Annotated in this window: 16 protein-coding genes; 4 read left to right on the top strand and 12 right to left on the bottom strand. The window is 70.7% G+C overall.

The features are described 5' to 3' along the window. Positions 1 to 14: 14 nt before the first annotated feature. The 6 genes from ACQCO7_RS14615 to ACQCO7_RS14590 all read right to left on the bottom strand — a co-directional run bounded on the left by ACQCO7_RS14615 (position 15) and on the right by ACQCO7_RS14590 (position 8,987). Positions 15 to 1,361 (bottom strand): vWA domain-containing protein, encoded by a 1,347-nt coding sequence (locus tag ACQCO7_RS14615; RefSeq protein WP_464072246.1) that lies wholly within the window; start codon positions 1,359 to 1,361, stop codon positions 15 to 17. 96 nt (positions 1,362 to 1,457) lie between these two features. Beyond that, positions 1,458 to 2,642, bottom strand: coding sequence for a PP2C family serine/threonine-protein phosphatase (locus ACQCO7_RS14610; protein ID WP_464072245.1), 1,185 nt, complete (start codon positions 2,640 to 2,642; stop codon positions 1,458 to 1,460). Between the two features lie 3 nt (positions 2,643 to 2,645). Next, on the bottom strand, positions 2,646 to 5,285 hold the full coding sequence (locus ACQCO7_RS14605) for a serine/threonine-protein kinase (protein WP_464072244.1): 2,640 nt from the start codon (positions 5,283 to 5,285) through the stop codon (positions 2,646 to 2,648). Beyond that, positions 5,282 to 6,550, bottom strand: a complete 1,269-nt coding sequence (locus ACQCO7_RS14600) for a coiled-coil domain-containing protein (RefSeq protein WP_464072243.1) — start codon at positions 6,548 to 6,550, stop codon at positions 5,282 to 5,284. The genes ACQCO7_RS14605 and ACQCO7_RS14600 overlap by 4 nt, the downstream gene beginning before the upstream one ends. Before the next feature lie 83 nt (positions 6,551 to 6,633). Next, positions 6,634 to 7,623, bottom strand: coding sequence for a glutamate ABC transporter substrate-binding protein (locus ACQCO7_RS14595; protein WP_464072242.1), 990 nt, complete (start codon positions 7,621 to 7,623; stop codon positions 6,634 to 6,636). A 14-nt stretch (positions 7,624 to 7,637) separates the two neighbouring features. After that, entirely contained in the window at positions 7,638 to 8,987 is a 1,350-nt protein-coding gene (locus tag ACQCO7_RS14590) for a hypothetical protein (RefSeq protein ID WP_464072241.1), read from the bottom strand. Positions 8,988 to 9,225: 238 nt separating this feature from the next. Between ACQCO7_RS14590 and ACQCO7_RS14585 the strand changes: the two genes are divergently transcribed. Continuing rightward, positions 9,226 to 9,621 carry a hypothetical protein gene (locus ACQCO7_RS14585; RefSeq protein WP_464072240.1) on the top strand — a complete coding sequence of 132 codons (396 nt, stop codon included), beginning with the start codon at positions 9,226 to 9,228 and terminating at the stop codon, positions 9,619 to 9,621. A 461-nt stretch (positions 9,622 to 10,082) separates the two neighbouring features. On the opposite strand, the gene ACQCO7_RS14580 is transcribed toward ACQCO7_RS14585, so the two are convergent. The 3 genes from ACQCO7_RS14580 to ACQCO7_RS14570 all read right to left on the bottom strand — a co-directional run bounded on the left by ACQCO7_RS14580 (position 10,083) and on the right by ACQCO7_RS14570 (position 12,541). Next, positions 10,083 to 10,337, bottom strand: coding sequence for a DUF7660 family protein (locus ACQCO7_RS14580; RefSeq protein ID WP_464072239.1), 255 nt, complete (start codon positions 10,335 to 10,337; stop codon positions 10,083 to 10,085). Beyond that, positions 10,337 to 11,953: a trypsin-like serine protease gene (locus tag ACQCO7_RS14575; protein ID WP_464072238.1), complete on the bottom strand. Its 1,617-nt coding sequence runs from the start codon at positions 11,951 to 11,953 to the stop codon at positions 10,337 to 10,339. Before ACQCO7_RS14575 ends, ACQCO7_RS14580 begins: the two co-directional genes overlap by 1 nt. Before the next feature lie 90 nt (positions 11,954 to 12,043). After that, a complete protein-coding gene (locus tag ACQCO7_RS14570) occupies positions 12,044 to 12,541 on the bottom strand; it encodes a hypothetical protein (protein ID WP_464072237.1) in 498 nt (165 codons plus the stop codon). A 316-nt stretch (positions 12,542 to 12,857) separates the two neighbouring features. On the opposite strand from ACQCO7_RS14570, the gene ACQCO7_RS14565 reads away from it, so the two are divergent. After that, positions 12,858 to 16,433, top strand: a complete 3,576-nt coding sequence (locus ACQCO7_RS14565) for a hypothetical protein (protein ID WP_464072236.1) — start codon at positions 12,858 to 12,860, stop codon at positions 16,431 to 16,433. Beyond that, positions 16,434 to 16,709, top strand: a complete 276-nt coding sequence (locus tag ACQCO7_RS14560; RefSeq protein ID WP_464072235.1) for a hypothetical protein — start codon at positions 16,434 to 16,436, stop codon at positions 16,707 to 16,709. It begins immediately after the preceding gene. 299 nt (positions 16,710 to 17,008) lie between these two features. Here ACQCO7_RS14560 and ACQCO7_RS14555 read toward each other — a convergent pair whose 3' ends face one another. Next, entirely contained in the window at positions 17,009 to 18,049 is a 1,041-nt protein-coding gene (locus ACQCO7_RS14555; protein WP_464077208.1) for a mechanosensitive ion channel family protein, read from the bottom strand. Positions 18,050 to 18,388: 339 nt separating this feature from the next. Between ACQCO7_RS14555 and ACQCO7_RS14550 the strand changes: the two genes are divergently transcribed. Then, a complete protein-coding gene (locus ACQCO7_RS14550) occupies positions 18,389 to 18,925 on the top strand; it encodes an HNH endonuclease (protein WP_010354180.1) in 537 nt (178 codons plus the stop codon). Positions 18,926 to 18,993: 68 nt separating this feature from the next. Here ACQCO7_RS14550 and ACQCO7_RS14545 read toward each other — a convergent pair whose 3' ends face one another. Continuing rightward, entirely contained in the window at positions 18,994 to 20,322 is a 1,329-nt protein-coding gene (locus ACQCO7_RS14545) for an ABC transporter permease (RefSeq protein ID WP_464072234.1), read from the bottom strand. Further along, on the bottom strand, positions 20,319 to 20,468 hold the full coding sequence (locus tag ACQCO7_RS14540) for a hypothetical protein (protein ID WP_464072233.1): 150 nt from the start codon (positions 20,466 to 20,468) through the stop codon (positions 20,319 to 20,321). The genes ACQCO7_RS14545 and ACQCO7_RS14540 overlap by 4 nt, the downstream gene beginning before the upstream one ends. Positions 20,469 to 20,470 lie beyond the last annotated feature (2 nt).

Here is a 20,470-nt window from a genome sequence, read left to right as displayed (position 1 = left end):
GTGTCGCTTCGGCGTCACTTCTTCACACGAACAGTCTTTGTGGACCGGGTTTCGAGAGTCATCTCGTCGGCCTCGGCGACCTTCGCCTTCAACCGCACAGTACCTGTCGTGGCATCGACCACGTCCACCACCTTCGCAAGCAGTTTCGCAGTATCCGCGTTCCCCGAGACACTCGCGAGCTGTACGGCCCGGCCGAGCTTGGCCGTTGCCCCGTCCATATCGCCCGCTTTGCGCAAGTCCAGCCCCTGTTGGATGACTTGGGCCAGTTCGGCCTGTCCGGTGTAGTGCGCGACCTGCGGATTGATGGACGTGGAGGCGGTCATGTCGTCGGTCCACACGGCCCTCACCAGCCCTTGCGCGCCGAGGTTCTGGACGCTCCCGTCCGCCTGCGGTACGACGAGCGAGACGCGGGCCGCGAGCATCTCCTGCCCGAGTCCGGCACCCGGCACCTCCACGCAGACGTGGTAGTCGCGGGACTCGTCTCCCCAGGATCCGGTCGGGTAATCCCCGGACCGGGGACCGGACTCGGTACGCCGCGAGGTCAACTCCTCCACGGTGGGCGCGACCTGCTTGACGAACTTGACCGTCGTGCCGACCGGCGTCCACAACCGCAGGGCCACGTCGGCGACTTCCTTGCCCATCGCCGTCTCCATCATGTGCGTGAAGTCGGCGGAGAGCCCGGCGGGGTCGGCGACGATGTCCGCGCTGCCGAGCAGGGCCGACGCGATGCCTGTGACTTCTTTCACTTCCCAGTCGGTGCCGACGCCGCGTGCGTCACACGTGAACTGTCCCGCGCAGTGGTCGAGGGTCGCCTTGAGCGCCTCGGGCTCCTCGTGCTCGTTGCGCCCGTCGGTCAGCACGATGCCGTGCCGGATCGCGACGTCCGTCGAGGACAGCAGCCGTTCCGCGAGCCGCAGCCAGGTCCCGATCGCCGTACCGCCCCCGGCGCTGAGCTTTCGCAGCGCCTGCTTGGCCTGCTCGCGGGTGGTCGCGTCGGCGACCGCGAGGCGTCCGGTCCCGGGGTACACCTCTTTCGCGACGTGCGTCCCGGCGATCACCGCGAAGTGCACGCCGTCGCGTACGGCGTCGATCGCCGCGGCCGTCGCCTCGCGGGCGCCGCGCATCTTCGTCGGCGGGTAGTCCATCGACCCCGAGCAGTCGACCATGATCGCCACGGCGGCGGAGGGGCCCTGCGTCGGTGAGTAGAGGTGTGGCGAGGCGACCGCGCCGCCGACGGTGCCGCCGCCGGTCGAGGTGACCGTGACGATCGCGTTCACCTCGCGACCGCCCTCGGGCAGGTACTCGTTCTGGTAGACGTCCACCGCGAATTGCGGCACGTTGGACTTGGAAAAATTGGCCATACTGCTCAAATCCCCCTGTGAGTGCGGCCCTTGAGCCGCGATGCGCTGACCGGAGCGGACCCGGCCCCCACCGGGTACCCGCTTCGGACCGATACCTCAGAGCGATCCTGCCCCCGACATCGCCGCCGGGAACGGTACGACCGCCACTGTTACGTTGTCGTGGCCCCCGCCGTCCAGCGCGTGCCCGACCAGCACCCGCGCGCTGTGCAGCGGACGCGCCGCCGCGTCGAGCGGCAGCACCTGCGCCATCTCCTCCGCCGCCTCCGCGTAGTTCCACAGCCCGTCCGTGCACACGACGACCACTCCGGGCCGGTCCGGCTTGAACGACGCGGTGTGCGGCTCCAGTTCGTACGCGTCCGCGCCGAGCCACCCGGTGATCGCGTGGGCGCGCTCGTCGGCGTACGCCTCGGCCTCGTTCATCAGCCCGGCGGACACCATCTGCGCGGCCCACGAGTCGTCCTCGGTGAGCCGGACGGCCGGGGTCGCACGGTCGGCGGGCACCCAGTACGCGCGGCTGTCGCCGACCCAGCCGACGACGAGGAGCCCGGGCGTCACGACCGTACCGACGATCGTGCAGGCCGGGGCGTTCTGGTGCGGGGAGTGCTCGCGGGCGCCGCCGTCCTCGTCGGCCAGGGCGTTCACCGCGCGCGCGGCGGCCACGATCGCGTCGTGCAGCGCCTGTTGGGGGTGCGTGCCCTGCGGGAGCGCCGCGAGGACCGTGTCGTGCGCGGCCAGGGCGGCGGCCTCCGACGCCTCGTCCGGGCGGGTCGCCGAGGAGACGCCGTCGCACACGATCGCGACGCTCGCCGGAGCGCCGTCCGGCAGGACGGCCGTACCGACCGCGAACGAGTCCTCGTTGCGGTGGTGGCGAAGACCCCGGTCGCTGACGGCGGCCAGCGGGCCGGACTCCCGTTCCATGTGGTCGCGTTCGCGGGGCTGGGCGTGGCCGCAGTTCTCGCAGTAGCCGTCACCGTCGACGCGGCCGACCCGGCAGGCGACGCAGAGCTTCGCCGCCTCGGCCGCCGCTCTGGGGTCGGGGGCCTGGAGGGGGTACTCCTCGGGCTCGGGCGCCTGCGGCTGGTCGAAGCGCACACCGGTCGGGTCGGGCGCCGAACCGTTGAGGGTCAGCGTCGGACGGTCGTCCGGGCGCGGTGGCACGGCCGACAGGTCGTATCCGCACGCGCCGCAGTAGCGGTCCCCCGACTCCAGGGGCTCCGCGCAGCTCGGGCACGTCGGCAGGGCTGCCGTGGGGGGCGTGTGCGGCGGGGGCATCTGCGACATCAACTACACCCATGTCCGGGGGCGGTAACGGTTGGCTCGTTCCACCAGGTCGATCCTCTCCTCACCGGCGGTGGCCAGCCGGGCCAGCGCGCGGTACGAGCGCTCCAGACCGAAGCGCAGGCCCCGCTCGTCGAGGTCGCTGCCGAGCAGCGTCCGCGCGGGCGCCGGGTCGCTGCCCCGGCCCCCGGAGAGTACCCAGTCGAGGGCGCTGCCGAGGACTTCCGCCGACAGCCGCTCCCGCCGTTTCGGGTCCAGGCCGTACGCGTCCAGCGCCTCGACCTGCGCCGCCGAGGCGGTGAGGTCCTCCAGGAAGGGTACGTCGCCACGGCCCGCCGTCCGCTGCCGCAGCCGCGCGCGGACGGCCGCGACCCTCGCCGCCGTGTAGTGGATCGACGACTCCGGCACGGATTCCAGGGTGCGTACGGCGCCCGCGCGGTCGCCGGCGGCGAGGCGTACGCGGGCCAGCCCGAACGCGGCGCTGACATAGCTCGGGTCCGTCGTCCACACCAGGCGGTAGTACTCCGCCGCGTTGTCCAACTGGCCCAGCACCTCGGCGCACAGGCCCAGCGCCAGCTTCGGCGCCGGTTCGCCCGGGAACGCGTCGTAGATCGCGTCGAAGGCCAGCGCCGCGCTCTCGTGGTCGCCGGTGACGAGGGAGGCGAGACCCCGGTACCAGACGACCCGCCAGTCGTCCTCACGGTCACTCTCCAGCGTACGCAGGGCAGTTGTCGCCGCCTGCGCGTCGCCGGTCTCCAACCAGGCCCGCACCTGCCGGAGTCGGGTCTCCACCGAGGGGTTCGGTACGGCCTCCAGGGCGACGGTCAGTTCACCGGGGGCCGTCGCCGAAAGTCCCGCGAGGAAACCGGCGTTGGGGTCGGTGGGGTCGACCAGGGGGGTGGGGAGGGCGAGGGACGCGGTGGGGGCGTCGGCGGGTTTGACGAGGGTGGTGGGGGTGGGCGGGGGAGCAGTGAGGGAAATCACCGGTGCCGAGGGGGACGCGGTGTTCCTGGGGCCTGAGAGGACCGCCGCGCGGGTCGGGTCGCTCGAAATCTCCGTCGCCGTAGGGTTGTTGACGAACGCGCTGACGGCGGGGCTCGCGACGGCCGCCGGGAGACTCGCCGAAACCGGCACCGGCACCGGTACGGCCACCGCCTTCGGCGTCAACAGCCGGGTGAAACGGCCCGACTTGACCGTACGCGCCCCCGACCGCGAGACCTCGCCGTCGAGTTGGGGGAACAGCTCGGTGTCGGTGACGCGGATCTCGGGGCCGAAGAGCGTGGACAGCGCCGGTCGCGCCCGGCCCGTCTGGATCGAGACCACCTCGCGCAGCACGCCGGTGAGCTGCTCGGCCATCTCCTGCGCGGAGGCGAAGCGCCGGGCCGGGTCCGGGTCGGTGGCACGCACCAGCAGGCGGTAGAAGGACTCGTACGTGCGGAAGACCTCGATGTGGTCGGGGTCGGGCAGGGAGTCCGCGAAGACCGTCGTGTAGCCCTGGAAGTCGAAGGTCAGGACGGCCAGCGTGCGGCCGACCGTGTACAGGTCGCTGGCCACCGACGGGCCGACCTCCGCGACCTCCGGCGCCTGGTAGCCGACCGTGCCGTAGATCGCCGACTCGTCGTCGTCCATCCGGCGGACCGCGCCCATGTCGATGAGCTTGAGCTGGTCCTCGGACTGGATCGCGTTGTCGACCTTGAAGTCGCAGTACAGGAGGTTGCGGCTGTGCAGGTGCCCGAGCGCCTCCAGCGCCTCGATGCCGTACGCGCACGCCTGCTCCACCGGCAGCGGATCGCGCCGCCCGTCCGAGGCGCGGCGTGAATTGGCTATCTCCTTCAGGGACTTGCCGCCGACGTACTCCATGACGATGTACCCGTCGAGGGAGCCGGTGCGCTGGTCGAGGTGCTCGACGAAGTTGTAGATGCGGACGATGTTCGCGTGCTCGATCTCCGCGAGGAACCGCCGCTCGGAGATCGCCGCCTCCATCGCGTCCTGGTCGCCGGTGTCCAGCAGGCCCTTCAGCACCACCCAGCGGTCCGACACCGCGCGGTCCACGGCGAGGTAGACCCAGCCGAGCCCGCCGTGCGCGAGGCAGCCGGCCACCTCGTACTGGCCGTGCACGACGTCCCCGGACTTCAACTTCGGTACGAAGGAATAGGGGTGACCGCACTTGGTGCAGAACCCCTCGGTCCGGCCCACCCGCTCACCGCGCGAACGGCCCACGGGCGCACCGCAGTCGGAGCGCGAGCAGAACCTCTTGCGCTCCGGCACCTCGGGGTTGTCCAGCACCATCGCGCGCGGGTCCGGCTTCGGGACCTGCGGCACGGAGACCAGGCCCACACCGAGCCGCGCCCGCCCCGACGAACCCGCCGACGCGCCCGAACTGCGCACCGACACCGAGCGGTTGGACGCCTTGCCCGACAGCGAGCGCGAGAGCCGTCCGGACACCGAGCGCCGGGACCTGGCCGACTGGGACGAACTCGTCGACGGGGACGGGGAGATGCCGCTCGTGGCAGACGAGCCGACCATGCCGGTCGCCGACACCACCGGGGCCAACCCGCAGGTGTCGCAGTACAGTTCGCCGCCGCCGACGTCCTCGTACGTGCCCTCGCACCCCGGGCGCTGGCAGCTCTGGCCGGCCTGACTCATGACGTCCCCCCAGTCTGACGGTCCCGTGGTGTCGCCAGCAGCTCCGCCGCCAGCCGTTGATAACGCAGGACCGCCTGCTCCGCGACCCGCAGATCACAGGGCGCGCTCCACAGCATCCGGCGCGCCGCGTCGTACCGCTCGATGAGGAACGGGTCCTCGGCGAGCCCGAGCCTGGCCACCTTCGCCTTGTACGCGTCGAGTCGCCCGCGCAGCTCCGCGCGGATCGCGAGCGGCGCCGTCACCGCGCCCAACTGGTCGCGGGCGCGCTCCAGTTCGTCGTCCGCCTGCCGCTCAAGGGATTCGAGCAGCGGGGAGAGCCGGTGCCACTGGCCCTGCCTGCGGTACTCGGCCGCCGCGGCCAACTGCTCCTGGAGCGCCGTCGGGGGGCCGTTCACCACCGGGACCTCGGTCGCCGCGATCTTCGCCAGCACCTCGCCGCGGGCCGACCTCGCCTCGGCGAGGGTGCGGTCGGCGCGGGAGAGGACGTCCCTGAGCCTGACCAGACGCTGCTCCGCGTCCTGACGGACCGTCAGCACCGCGTCGATCTCCCGGCGTACGTCCTCCAGCGCGCGCGCCTCACGGTCGTACACCGTCGTGTCGGGACGGCCGCCGCCCGGGGCCGAACTCCCCTTCGCGGGAAGCCAGTAGGCCAGCGGGTCGGACACCACCTTCGCCCGCAGGTCCGTCAGCGTGCGGGTGATCTGTTCCAGGTCGTCGCCCGACGGGTGCTCGCCGGGGCGGACGCCCACCGAGTGCGCCAGGTGGCGGGTGCGCTGCAACTCGGCGGCCAGTAAATCGATCCGGGCCGGGAGCGCGGACCAGACGGCGTCCGCCGCCACCACCAGGTCCAGGGAGGAGGCGTACAGGTCGTTCATGCGGTCCACCAGGGCCGCCAGCGAGAAGTGTTCCGCCAGGACGCCGGTGCCCGTCATGGATATCGGTTCGCCGCGCAGGAGTTCCGTCAGCTCGACCAGGTCCTCGCGGGACGACCAGCGGCGGCGGGAGCGGATCTCCCGGGCCGAGCGCAGGGCGTCCGCGTACGCGTCGAAGTACGTCCACAGCAGGGATATCGCGGTGTCCGCCGCCGCCCAGCGCTCGCGGGTGACGCCGGTCAGCTCCGCGCCCTCCAGCAGCCTGCGGCCCGCGTGGTCCTGGAGCGCCAGCAAGGAGGTCTCGATCGCCTCGTGCTCCTGGCCGAGCCGCGCCAGCGCACGGTCCACCTCGTCCCGGTCCATCACCGGACCAGGGGGTCCCGCGACGCCCATCGATCACCTCTTGTCGTTGCTGCCGGAGTTGCTGCCGGGGGTGGTTGCTCTGTGCGGTCGATCTTCCCTGTCCGTGTGGTCGTCTAACTGGTGCGCAGATAAAGGGGGTTCGCCGGGAGGTACGGCGCCGAGTCCGGACCCATCGTCGGTGACAGCCACTTCGCGTACGAGGCCTGCCAGCCGCCCGAACGGTACTGCGCGAGAACCTGGTTGACCCTGCTCACCAAGTCGTTCGCGTCCTTCTTCATCGCGACGCCGTAGAACTCGGTCGTGAACGCCCTGCCCTTCAGCTCGACCGTCGGGTCCTGCGCGGCCTGGCTCGCGGCGAGGGCGCCGTCCGTGATGATCGCGTCCGCCTCCCCGAGCTGGAGCCTCACCAGGCAGTCGAGTTGGTTCGGTACGACGAGGGGGGTGGCGCCCTGCCGGTTCGCGTCGAGTTCCGTCTGCGCGATCGAACCCGCCGCCACACAGACCTTCTTGTCCGCGAGGCTCTTGTCGAAGCCGGTGATCTCCAGCGCGGCCTTGGGCGCGAGAACCTGCTGACCCGTCCTGAAGTACGGGGCGGAGAAAGCGACTTGCCCGATCCGCGTGCAGTTGATCGTCATGGTCCGTACGACCATGTCGACCTCGCCCTTCTGGATGGCGTTGATCCGCTCGTTCGTCGGGATCGCCCTGAACTGGACGGCGTCACGGTCGCCCAGGATGTTCCCCGCGATCTCGTGCACCAGGTCGATGTCGAAACCCTCAAGCGCCGCTTTGGTGTTGTTCGGGTCGCGGTATCCCCAGCGGTAGCTGTTCTGGTCGACGCCGACGATCAGCTTGCGCTGCGCACCGGTCCGCGCCTTGATCTGCGCGATCGTCGGGCCGTCCGCGGCGGACGGCCGCAGCGTCTGCTGCTCCGGGTTCTTGCAGGTCTCCGCGGCGGCCCCTGCCGTATCCGCGACCGGTTGTGTCCTTTGACCCTCCCGGTGTTCCCGCGCCAGCGGCAGCAACAGGGCGACGGCCAGCACGAGTACGCCGACGACGGCCGCCATCACGCCGACTCCGCCCCAGCCCTTGCCCCTGCCCGGCATGGACCCTCCCCTGCTCATCGGAACTCCGACAGTCTGCGGCCGATACCGAGTACGGCGCCCGCGGCGGCCAGGACGGCGAGGGCACCGGCGCCGAGGGGGAGGCCGGTGAAGGCGCCCCGGCCGTCCCTGGCGGCCTGCTTGAACTCGGCCTGTTCGTGGGTGAGGGCCTTGTCGAGGCTGCTGTCCACGGCGTCGAAGGACTGGTTGGTGGGTTGTTCGGTGCCGACGACCCGGGCCAGTGCCTCCTCGTAGTTGCCGTTCTCGTCCGCCGTACGGGCCTGGGCGTGGCGCGACTTCCACTCGGTCACGCTCTGCCGGGCCGAGGTGACGGGGTCCTTGCCGGTCCTGTCGTCCGCGAGGGTCTCCGCGCGGGCGAGACCGGAGACGAGCGTCCCCATCTCGTCCCCGTACTCCATGTCGTACTTGTCCTTGGCGTCCGTGGGGCTGTTCGGGTCCTTGGCGTCTCTCTTGACCTGGACCGTCTCCGCGCCGCGCGCGATCAGCGTCAGGTTCTCGTTCCCCCGCGCCTTCAACGCCGCGATCCTCGCGTCGTGCAGGACCTTCAGCGAGCGCACACCATGGTCGTACGACTTGTTCAACTCCGCGCGCGCGACGCTGTGTCCGACGACCAGCCACAGCAGGACGACCGCCGTGGCGCCGGCCGCCGCGACCAGGCCGTGGCTCAACAGCCGGTTCGTACGCCGGTATTCACGCACCTGCGTGCCCGCGAGGACGGCCAGTGCGAGGACGCCGAGCGTGATCGCCGCCCACGGATAGGGTTTCGCGGCGGCGTAGTCGTCGTCCAGGCGGGCGTTCTCCTGGTCGTACAGGCTCTGCGCGGCCGTCAGCATCTCGTCCTGCATCTTCTGGTTGGCGTACCGGAGGTAGGCGCCGCCGACCGGGAAGCCCATGCGGTTGTAGGTACGCGCGCGCTCGACCAGGCCCTTGTAGACCGGGAGGGCCGTGTTCAGCCTCGTGATCGCCTGCGCCGAAGGGGAGCCGGGTTCCGCGCTGTTGGCCGCCGTGACGAGTTTCGTGGCCGCCGCGTCGATGCTGTCCTCGTACGTCTTACGCGCCTGAGGCGTCTCTTGGCCGCCCGCGAGGAACGAGCTCGACGCCGCCGTGTTCGCCTCCGCGAGCGCGCGGTAGATGTCCGCCGCGTCGCTGGTCAGCGGCTGGCTCTTGTGCAGCACGTCGTCCGCCGCGTCCGAACGGTCGGTCATCTGCCACGCGGTGACGGCGCCGAACACGATCACCAGCACCGCCAGCACCGCGCCGATGATCCGCAGCCGTCCCGGCTCCGTCGTCGCCGCGCGCTTCAGCCGTTCGGTGTTCTCCGCCCACGCCGTTCTCCGACCGCCCACATCCGGCCGATTCCCCACTGCCGACCTCCCCCGTGTCCCGTCCGCGCCGCAAGTATCACCGCCCCGAGGCGCACCGCGCACCGGACTTCACTGGATCTTGATCGGTTCGTGTCGCCACCTGCGCATGAACCTTCTGCCCATGAATACGTCGGGAGCGTGTGTTCGGTTCCTTATGAGGGGGGCCGGGAGGGCATCCCGGGAGTGTCCGATGCCGTCCGGACCTACGCGCTAACGTGGGATGCGTGACTGGAGGGTGCTGGACGAGCGGAAGGGGCTGCCGGTGACCACGCCGCACGTGAGCGGGGACGGGCCCCTGATCCCCAGACCCGAGCTGACGCTGCCCGCGCTGCGGCACGCGGTGGCGGTGGTCGCGCCGTCCCGGCTGCCGGAGTTCTTCGAGGACGTCCAGAAGGCGTTCGTCCGGGCCGGGAACGAGGACAGCGTCGTACCGATCCGGATGTTCTACCGGCAGTGGGCCGTGGTCGTCGAGATCGAACGGCATCCGGAGACGGCCCGCCGGCTGCGTCTCGCCGAACGGGACATCGACAGTCCGGACCCCGAGGTCCGTGAGCGGGCGGTCCGTACGGCGGGGGAGATCGTCCGGGCCGCGCACCGCGAGGTCACCGGTGGCTGACGGCGCTGGGAGCTGTTCCAGGACGACATGCTGGACGGGCTCCCGGAGAGAGGCCGAGCAGTTGGCCCACGAGATTGCCGTGCGTGAGTCCATGGTGTTTCTGGAAGGCGCCCTGTTCACCGGTGCGGGGCCGGGGGTGCGTACCGAGAGCCGGGGGATGCTCATGCTCACGTACCTGGGTGCAGCGCGGGCGCCGACGCGACGTCCCCCGCTGGGAATCCGTGGGCTTCCGCCTCCGCCCCGCACCCCTCGGGTACCTCCTGGACCCCCGGGACTCGGAAGCGCGTGCGCTGCGCGAGCTGCGGAGGCGGGAGTTCGGGGGGTGATGCGTATCGGGCCCGCGTTTCCGACCGGGAGGCGGATGTTCTGACGTGGCGAGCACGCGGCGCGGAAAACGCTGGGTCACGGCAACTCGGAAGAGCTGCCGTGACCTTCAAGACGTCTCTGATCAGCAGGCTGCTCTACTCGTAGTCGCGGCCGGCGAGGATGATCGTGGCCAGCAGCTGCCAGTCCGGTTGGGGCGGTTCTTCGATCCCACGGTTGATGTACATGTTCGTGATGCCGTTGAGGAAAGCACCCATCGCTTCTAGATACGAGTCGAGGTCACGGTTGAGCCAGTGCTCGGGGTGTTCCGCCAGATTGTCCCGTGCCGACGCGATCAGGTCGACCACGTCCTGGCGGCTGTTGAAGACGTGGTTCTCCGGCCACTCGTCCATCACGCCGTGATACCGCCCGGCACGGGGGACCAGGTGTCGCTCCATTTGCCGGTGTTGTAGTTGGCGTCGATGCCGTAGATCTTGCCGTCTGTTCCGGCGCCGTAGATGTGGACGACGTTGTCGACGACGGCGCTGGTGATGGCCTTCATCGGCTTGGCGTCGATACGCGTCCAACCGTCGGACCACTTGCCGGTGTTGTAGTTGGCGTCTGTCGTGTGCAGCGCCCCGTCGGAGCCGATCATCTGGAGGTGGACGACCTTGCCGGTCGCCGAGGCGCTCAGAGCGCGGGCACCCGTTGCCCCACCGGGTACGGGGGACCAGGTGTCGCTCCATTTGCCGGTGTTGTAGTTGGCGTCGATGCCGTAGATCTTGCCGTCTGTTCCGGCGCCGTAGATGTGGACGACGTTGTCGACGACGGCGCTGGTGATGGCCTTCATCGGCTTGGCGTCGATACGCGTCCAACCGTCGGACCACTTGCCTGTGCCGTAGTTGGCGTCCGTCGTGTGCAGCGCCCCGTCGGAGCCGATCATCTGGAGGTGGACGACCTTGCCGGTCGCCGAGGCGCTCAGGGCACGGACGCCGGTCGCCCCGCCGGGCACCTCGCTCCAGTCCGAGAACGTGCCGGTGTTGTAGTCGGCGTCCTTGCCGTAGACCCTGCCGTTCGTCCCGACGGCGTACATGTGGACGACGTTGTCCACGGTGACGCTGGTCAGCGCCGTCAGGTCACGGCCGTCCAGCTTGGTCCAGCTGCCGGCCCACTTGCCGGTGCCGTAGTTGGCGTCCGTGGTGTGCAGGACCCCGTCGGTACCGGCGAGGCTGAGGTGCACCACCTTCGCGGTCGGCGACGCGGTGATCATGCTGTCGGACTGCGCGGCGTCGATGGTCGAGAGGATCCAGTCGCGCGCGTCGTCCACGCGTGCGGCGGTGGCAGCGGTACGGGTCTCGGTGGCGGGCGTGCCGAGGCAGCCGCCCTGCCAGGAGGCGTTCACGACAGCGGCGAGTTCGAGCCGGCCGTCCTGCTCGCGGAAGACCGGAGCGCCGGTGTCGCCCTTGCAGACGGACGTGCCGTCGATCAGCAGGCTGGTGGCGTCGACCTGGCCGACCTTGAAGGAGCCCGCGCGCAGGGTGTCCGGCACCCAGGTGTCCTTGGTACGGCCGTAGGCGGCACCCTTGAGCTGGTCGTTCACGGCGGGTGCGGTGGCGCCCACGCCCAGCGGGGCGATACCGCGTACGGGCGCGGCGAGCCTTGCCAGCACCAGGTCACGGTCCACACGCGGAACGAGCTCGACGACCTCCCTGACCTGGCCGGCCGTGGTCGTGAGGTCGGTGCGGCCGATCGTCGCGGTGGTCTTCCACTTCGGTGCCCCGGCGGCGGTGGTCCCGGTGGTGAGGTCCGTCGCGAAGCAGCTGCTCGCGGTGAGTACCCAGAGGGGGTCGACGAGGGTGCCGGTGCAGGAGCGGAAGGTGTCACCGATGGCTAGCTTCGCGGTGAAGGTGTACGACGTCGCGGTGTCACCGTCGAGGGCCATGGCGTTCGTGCCCGTGCCGGCGGAGGCGGCGAGGAGCGAAGCGGTGGCCAGACCGGCGAGAAGGAGGCGCGGCTGAGTACGACTCATGGAAGTCTTTCTGGGGAGAGGCTCTGTCGAGACGGATGGCGAGGCAGGCTGTACGGCACGCGGGCACAGGTGAGATGCCACGCGGAACAGTCAGCCTGTGACGCGCAGTTCGAGCAGGACGGTCGGCGCCTCGCCGACCCCTTCGCCGACGCCCTTGAACTCGTTCTTGGCGACGTTGACGGTCTGGGTCTTCCCCCCGGCGCTCAACTCGGCCCGGACAGCGCGGCTCTCGGTCGCGACGGCGTAGACGTCGGGGACTTCAAGAGTGAGCCGGCCGGTGGTGGCGGTGGAACGGAAGCAGAACTTGCCGTCGGCGCTCTTCCGGGTCCAGACCTGGATCTGGTTGGCGGTGTTGTCGCAGGCGGCCAGGGTGATGCGGCCGTCCCCTCTCTTGAGGGTGATGCCCTGCTCGGTCTGGATCGCGGCGGCACCGGGGTAGGAGAAGTCCTCCACAGCCACCGGCGGAGCACCGTCCGCTCCGGTCCGGACAGTGGCGGACGGGGTTGCCACGGCGTACGCGGTAGCGCTGACGACAGCCACGACGGTGAGTGCCGCGCCACCGAGTATGGCGAGAGGTCTGGATATCACGCGAATTCCCTTCGACGCATCGAATGAAGACACGAGGGAATTAGCTGAGAGGCATCGAGTAAAGGCATCAAAAACAGCAGGACGGGCGCATGAAACACCTATCGGTCCCGTAAGTCTCGGCTCCCCTTGGCTGACCGGTCCAGCCGCTCCCCCTGTGTGGAGGTTGAGCCTAACAAGACGCAACGTGAAAACAAAGTCCACACAAAGTAAACGCAAAGCGTATGCTCGCTCGGTCGAGATCCGACACCCGGTCAAAGGGGGAGTGGCCGGGGAGCAGAAGGTTGCTTCTTTGTTGAGAAAAAGACTGCGTGGCAGAGTGAGACAGCTGGTCACGGCGCTGTGCCTCTCGCTGCTGATGGCCCTCCTGGCCGGGCTGATATCCGGCGTCCCCGCCGCAGCGGTGGACGATCCGTTCGAACCCGAGCCGACGGGCCTTGAGCACATCCCGCCGACGGACCGGGGCAAGGTCCTCGAACTCTGGAAGACGGGCGGGCCCGGTACGCGCGCTGCGGCCGAGGTCGCTCTCACCGGCACCGACACGGACGTCCGCCGCTTCCTCGATCAGGAAGCGGCGGTGGCCCAGCTCAGCGACGACCGGGTCGGCACCGTACAGATCCTCTCCATGGGCGGGCGCGCGGTGCGCGAGGCCGCTCGGACGGCGCTCGCCGGCACCCCGCAGCAGCTGACGGCGTTCCTCAAGGACGGCTGGCAGAAGCCGCTGGAGGAGGACCAGCGGGTCCAGGCGGCGCAGGTCGTCTCCTTCGGCGGACGCGAGGTGCAGGCCAAGGGCCGCGCGGCGCTGAACGGGACCATCCAGGACGTCCGGGCCTTCCTGAACGACGGCCAGTACGCGGCCCGCGACAGCGACGACCGGGTAGCCCTCGTACAGATCATGAGCACCGGCGGCCAGGCCACCCGCGAGGCGGGCCGGGTGGCGCTGAGCGGCACGGTGGACGACATACGGGAGTTCCTCGCCGTCGGCCAGTACATCGCCCGCGCACGTGACCAGGAACAGGCGACGATCGCCGACCTCGCGCAGCAGGCGACGGAAGCGGGACGGCAGGCCGCCAAGGAGACCGAGGCGGCCAAGGAGGCTTCGGCCCGGGCGATCGAGGCCACGCAGCTCGCCAAGGAAGCCGCGCAGAAGGCGGCCGAGGAGACCGAAGCCGCCGGCGCCGACGCCCGGCGGGCATCGAGCGCGGCCGGACGCGCCGCCGACGCGGCCCGGGGTGCGGCGCGCGCGGCTGAGCAGGCCATCGCATCGGCGGCTGCCGCCAACACTTCCGCGCGGATCGCCGCCAACGCCGCTTCCCAGGCCGCCTCGGCCGCCGCCGCAGCGGCCCAGGCCGCCTCGCAGGCACGCAACGCGGCAGCGGACGCGGCGACCGACGCGACCAAGGCGGACGCCGCGAACCAGGCCGCGCAGAAGGCCAGGGACGCCGCGAAGGGAGCCAAGACCGCCGCCGTCGCCGCCGACTTCGCGGGCCAGGCCGCCACCGAAGCGGGCAACGCGGCGCAGGCCGCCATCAGCGCCGGAGCCAACGCGGATGCCGCCGCCGCTGCGGCGACCGCCGCGAGCGGACACGCGGGCGTGTCCGACGCCGAGGCGGGGCGGGCTCGGGCCGCAGCCGCCGACGCCCGTCGGCATGCCGCGGACGCCACCCGTGCGGCGAACACCGCGCAGGCACTGGCGACCCGGTCGGCCAAGGCCGCTTTCGAGGCACGGGACGCCGCCAACTCGGCCGCCGTACACGCGGAGAACGCCGCGACGGCTGCGGAGGAGGCCGCGAAACACGCGGGCGACGCCGCGAAGGCCGCCACGGAGTCCACCAAGCACGCGAACGCGGCCACCGCCGCGGCGAACGTGGCCACCGCCGCCGTCGTCACGGCGCGCAAGACGTTCGACCTGGCCCGGGAAGCCGAGACGGCCGAACTGGCCGCCCGCAGCGCGCAGTCGACGGACCGCGCCGAGTACGTCAAGCAGTTGACCGCCGAGCGCGAAGCACGCGACAGGACCCGTGCCGAAGAGGCGAAGGCGAAGGACGCCGAGGCTGCCGCCCTCGCCGAACAGACCGCGCAGCCCGGTGCGGACGTTGCCGAAGCCGCTGCCAAGGGCCGCAAGGTCGCACTGCACATCGCGTCGACGCGCGGTCCGTGGAGCGTCACGGCCGCCGAGGTCACGCTCGCGTCCCCTGACGGGCAGGTCGTCGAGTACCTGCGGTCGGGCCTGAAGCGGGCCGAAGAGCAGGACGAACGCGGCCGGGTCCTTCAGTTGGCCACCGACGCGGAGTCCGCCGCCGTCCGTACGGCGGCCGAGACCGCGCTGGACGGCGACGCCGCCTCGATCCGCGCGTTCCTGGTCACTGGTCAGCACACGGCGGCTGCCCACGACTACCGCATCGAGATCACCAGGCTCATCGACGGCGCCGGGCCAGGGGTGACGGAGGCCGGGCGTGCTGTGCTCGACTCCAACTCCACCGACCGCATGCGCCAGTTCCTCACCACCGGCTACTTCACCGCCCGCACCGACGACGAGCGGGTGCGCGCCGTACAGCTGATGGAGAGCGGTGGCGCCGAACTGTCGGCCGCTGCCAAGGTCGCCCTCGCCGGGCCGCCTGACGTGCTGCACGCGTTCATCACCGTCGGCCAGTACGCCGCTCAGCGCGCCGACCTCCTGACGACGACCCATGTGGCCCGTGTCCAGCGGCTGATCTCGGGTGCGGCCCGGGTCGCGGCGACCGCCCAGCAGAACGCGGCCCTCGCGCAGAAGGTCGCCGCTGAGGCCCGCAAGGCAGCGTCGGAAGCGGCTGGTTACGCCCAGCAGGCTGCCGCGTCCGCCAAGCAGGCGGACGAGTACGCGGCCCAGGCCCGCGCATCGGCCACCGCCGCCGAGAAGTCAGCGGCCCAAGCGGCGGCCTCCGCCCGCACGGCCCGCACGGCCGAGGCGAACGCGCACGCGGCGGCCCGCCAGGCGACCAACTCCGCGGCCCAGGCGACTGCTTCGGCCACCGCTGCCCAGGGCTCCGCCGGAGCGGCCTGGGAAGCGGCGAACGAGGCACGGGCCTCGGCGGACGCGGCGGGTAAGTCGTCGACGGAGGCGGAGAAGGCCGCTGACGACGCGTACCGGGCTGTCACGGCCAAACTCCTCCAGGAGATCCAGGAAACCCTCCGTAACGCCGAGTACCGGCGAGACGTGGCCGAAGCCCAAGCCTTCGAGGACGCCCTGGCCGACCTCGCGGCAGGGGACGAGAGCAGTTGGTGGGACTACATCGCCACCGGCGGCCATCTCGTCCTGGACGCCGCAGGCATGATCCCCGTTGCCGGCGAGGGATTCGACCTCATCAACTGCGGCTGGTACGGGGCCGAGGGCGACGCTATCAACGCCGGCTTGTCGTGCGCGGCGGTGATTCCCGTCGTCGGCTGGGGCGCGACGGGCGGCAAGTGGGGGAAGAACGGCCTCTCGGCGATCGAGGCGTTCGGCAAGTCGATGCGGGCCGATGGGAAGGTTCCGCATGTTTGGTCGCCTAACCCGAAGAAGGGCCGGAACAACGCCCAGAACGCCGCGTTCCACTGGGGCAAGCACAAGCATGAATTCCCGGAATTGTCCTCAATGTCGGAATATGTCGAGCTCGCCCATCGGTACAGTGCGTTCGGTCGAGACATCGTCAAGAAAGGCCAACCGGCTTCCGGGTATCGCATCTACGATCAAGGATCCGGGAGGGTTGGCATCTACGACAAAAGCACGAATACGTGGGCAGCGGTCACTGAGGACGGTGTTCCGCAAACTATGTACAGGCCAGGCCCATACGATCCGGTCACCAACCCGAACGGCTATCGGACCACGCTGGAAGACTGGCTCGAAGACGTGGGACGAGGAGTGGAGGTCAAGTAAATGACTGCCGGCGAAGAGAACCTCTGCGAGACCGTCTGCCGTGTCTGTGGCCGGGACGACGGGTCAATACTGTGGAACCGCAAAGGTCAGCCGGAGTACGTCATCTGCGACTGCTGCGGGATCGAGTCCGGACTGGGTGACGACCATCTGTCCAAGGTTCGCCAGACCCGGGGTTACTGGGTCGCGGCCGGCGCTGAATGGGACTGCCCGGAACGCAAACCGGAGGGATGGGATCTTCAGGAGCAGCTGTCCCACATTCCGCCTGAGTGGCGCTGACCGATACCGACGGGTTCGCACACCGCCTCAGGAATGCGGACCCGTTCGACCGTAGGCTGCCTGACCGGGACGCTCAGGCAGCGCAGCAGCTGCGTCAGCTCGGCGCAGACGGGTCGAAGATGAGTGCATGAGGCCGTACCTCCCCTGAGGCCGCTTTGATGAAGCGGCCTCGCGTCGAGGGAGAGGTACGGCACCAGAGGTGGTGGTGGATCATTGCGGCTGGTGTCGGTGTCGGTGTTGTGACGGGCGTCGGCGATGACCGGACCCTCGTAGCAGTGCGGTGTATGTCCCTGCGCCCCCTACTTCGGCACCCCCCGCTGCGCCGAAGCGATCGGCGCCGCAGCCGCCACCTGAGGCGAATCCGCGTTGGAGAACACCGACGGCGCCGCCACCCCCGCTGAAGGATCCGCCGCCTCTTCCTCGCCCGACACCGCCGCCCCGCCCACGATCCGGATGTTCGCCGCGTCGAACGCCCGCTTGATGCGCCACCGCAGCTCCCGTTCCACCGTGAGCTTCTTGCCGGGCATGGTCCGAGCCGTCAGGTGGATGACCATGGAGTCGAGGAGGACGGAGTCGAGGCCGACCACGTCGATGGAGCTCCAGAGGAGTTCGTTCCAGGGCTCCTCCTTGCTCATGCGTTCCGCGACGTCGGTCAACGTGGCCTTGACGCGGTCCAGGTCCTCGGAGGGCTTGACCGTGACGTCGATGCCCGCCGTGGCCCACCCCTGCGACAGGTTCCCGATCCGCTTGACCTCGCCGTTGCGGACGTACCAGATCTCACCGTCGGCGCCGCGCAGCTTGGTGACGCGGAGGCCCACCTCGATGACCTCGCCCGTGGCGACCCCGGCGTCGATCTGGTCGCCGACGCCGTACTGGTCCTCAAGGATCATGAACACGCCGGACAGGAAGTCGGTCACCAGATTCCGCGCGCCGAAACCGATCGCGACCCCGGCGACACCGGCGGAGGCGAGCAGCGGCGCGAGGTTGATCTGGAAGGTCGAGAGGACCATCAGGGCGGCCGTACCCAGGATCAGGAAGGACGCGACGGAGCGCAGGACGGACCCGATGGCCTGGGAACGCTGGTGGCGGCGCTCGGCGTTGACCAGCAACCCCCCGAGCGCCGTGCCGTCGACCGACTCGACCGTACGGTTCATGCGGTCTATCAGCTTCGTGATCGCCCGCAGCACGAACTTCCGGAGGATCACCGCGACGACGATGATCAGCAGCACCCGCAGCCCGATCGCCAGCCACGTCGACCAGTTCTGCTCGACCCAGCTCGCGGCGTTGGTCGCGCTCTCCTGTGCGTCCTGGAGCGTCGGCACGGTCACGGCGGGTGACATGGACGGCGACGGCGTAGGAGTCGGCGAGGCGGCGGACAGGGACACGGCGGGAACCTCCAGGAGCAACGGCGGCCCGCGGCGAGGTCACGAAAAGGTCACCGTACGGGCAGGCACACCACACTAACGGGGCATTGTGTGGAGGTCCGTCCGCATGCCCCGACAGAGACCTGTCTCACCCGCGCTTGAAGGGGGCGTACGGCGGCAAAACATGGGGTGTGGTCGAAAACACTCCCAGCCCGTTACCGGGAGATGGTGGCGCGTTCACCAGGCAAGAGGGGAGACTGACTACCAGATCGTCCCGGCGCGAGCCACGCGCCGCCGACGCCCAAGGAGGCATCCGTGCCGCATGTCCTGGTCCTGAACGCGTCGTACGAGCCCCTCGGCGTCGTACCGCTCCGCCGCGCGCTCGTCCTCGTCCTGGAGAACAAGGCAGTCTCCCTGGAGGATTCGGGCGCCTATCTGCACAGCGCGACCGTCACAGTCTCCGCGCCCAGCGTGGTCCGGCTCAAGCGATTCGTCAGAGTCCCTTACCGGGGGCCCGTCCCTCTGACCCGCCGCGCGCTGTTCGCGCGTGACGGGGGCCGGTGCATGTACTGCGGTGGCGTCGCAACCAGCGTCGACCACGTCATCCCGCGCAGTCGCGGGGGCCAGCACGCGTGGGACAACGTGGTCGCGTCCTGTCGCCGCTGCAACCATACGAAGGCCGACCGCCACCTCACGGAGATCGGCTGGCGCCTGCGCCACAAACCCGCCCCACCCACCGGCCTGGCCTGGCGCATCATCGGGACCGGCCATAGGGACCCGCGCTGGCTGCCGTACCTGCGGCCATACGGCGCGGACGACGCACTAGCCCGGATCGACGGCATATCGGCCTGAGATCCGGGCTTTCGCATACCCGCCCCGGAAATCCCCTGCGTTTCCGGGGCGGGAGGCATGGTAGGGGCTCACGCCTGCCGCAGTTCCCCGGGCCGCACCGATCTCCCCAGCAACGGCAACGAGGTCGCCGCCGCCAGCAGACACGCGCCGTACACCCCCAGCGGGACCAGCAGCATGCTGGACGGGAGAGGCGTGCCCGCGAGTTCCCCGTACCACAGGCCCAGGAGTGCCCCCCCGCCGCCGGCGAACAGGACGGCCGGTGCGAGAGGGAGGGCCGTCTCCAGGAGGAGGGCCCGCGCCAGGACCGTACGCGGCACCCCGGCGGCGACCTGCGCCGCGAGCCCCCGGCGGCGGCTCGCGAGGGATTCGGCGGAGCCGACGGCGAGACCGGACAGGGCGATGAGGAGCGCGAGGCCGATGGCGGCGGCGGTGAGGTCGAGCCCGGCGAGGTAGAAGTCGTCGCTCTCGGCGTAACGGTGCTGCCCGAACCCTTGGGAGAGGACGGTCCGGACGGCGACGTACGCGGTGCCGAGGACGGTGACGAGGAGCACCGCCGCGTGCGTACGGGCCGCCGCCCACGGGTCGTCGCGCAGCCGCTCGGCGGCGATGAGGACGGCGGCGGAGCGGGCGCGCGGCGCGAGGAACCCGCCGGCGAACCGGGCCAGCACCCCGGCGGTCCCCACGGCCCCGGCCCCGGCGACCGCGACCAGCAGGACCGCGAGCGGCGGCATCAGCGACTTCCGGATGTCGCCGGTGAGCACCACGAACGTCAGCAGGAGGACGACGACGGACGTGCCGACGGCGAACGTCCCGCCCCGCTTCTCGGGCCGCACCCGGCGCACCCATCCCAGCGGCGACGCCACGACGTGCCGCAGCGCGAACACCCCGGCCCCGGCGCCGAGCAACGGTACGACCAGCGCGACGACGGCCATGCCGGTCCAGGTGTAGAGCGTCGCCCCCTTCCAGATGCTCGCCAGCACCGCCACGGACACGGCACTGACGACCCCGGCGCCGAGCAGGCACGCCGGCCCCGTCTCCAGCGCCGCGATCCTGCGCACCTGCCCCGCCCCGGCCCCCGCGAGCCGCAGCCCCGCGAGCCGCCGGTCCCGGTGCACGGCGCCGATGCGGGCGCACTGGCCGAGGAAGGCGAGGACGGGTACGAGGAGGAGGGCGAGGGCGAAGACGATCCCCTGCCGCTCGCCCGGAGCGTTGAACAGCCCGGCGGCGTACGGGACTTGGTGGTACCCCCGGAGCGAATACAGCGCGGCGGCGACCTGCCCGAGCCCGGTGGCGAGCCCGGCACCGAGCGCGGTGAGCCCGACCCGCCACCACTCACGCCGGTCGGAACCACGAAGGAGGGCCCAGGAGAGGCGGAGGTCGCCTGCGAGGGTGTTCATGGGGTGACCTCCGTGGAGGCGACGGCGCGGGGGTGGACGCGAACGCCGGTGCGGGCGCCCGTGGCGAAGGCGGTCGGCGTGGAGGCGGTTGGTGTGAAGGTGCCTGGCGTGGAGGCACCCGGCGTGGAGGCGGTCGGCATCGACATGT

It is taken from the genome of Streptomyces saintjeani (assembly GCF_055409605.1).
The sequence above is the reverse complement of the archived record's forward strand: the minus strand, read 5'-3'. Positions and strand labels throughout refer to the sequence as shown.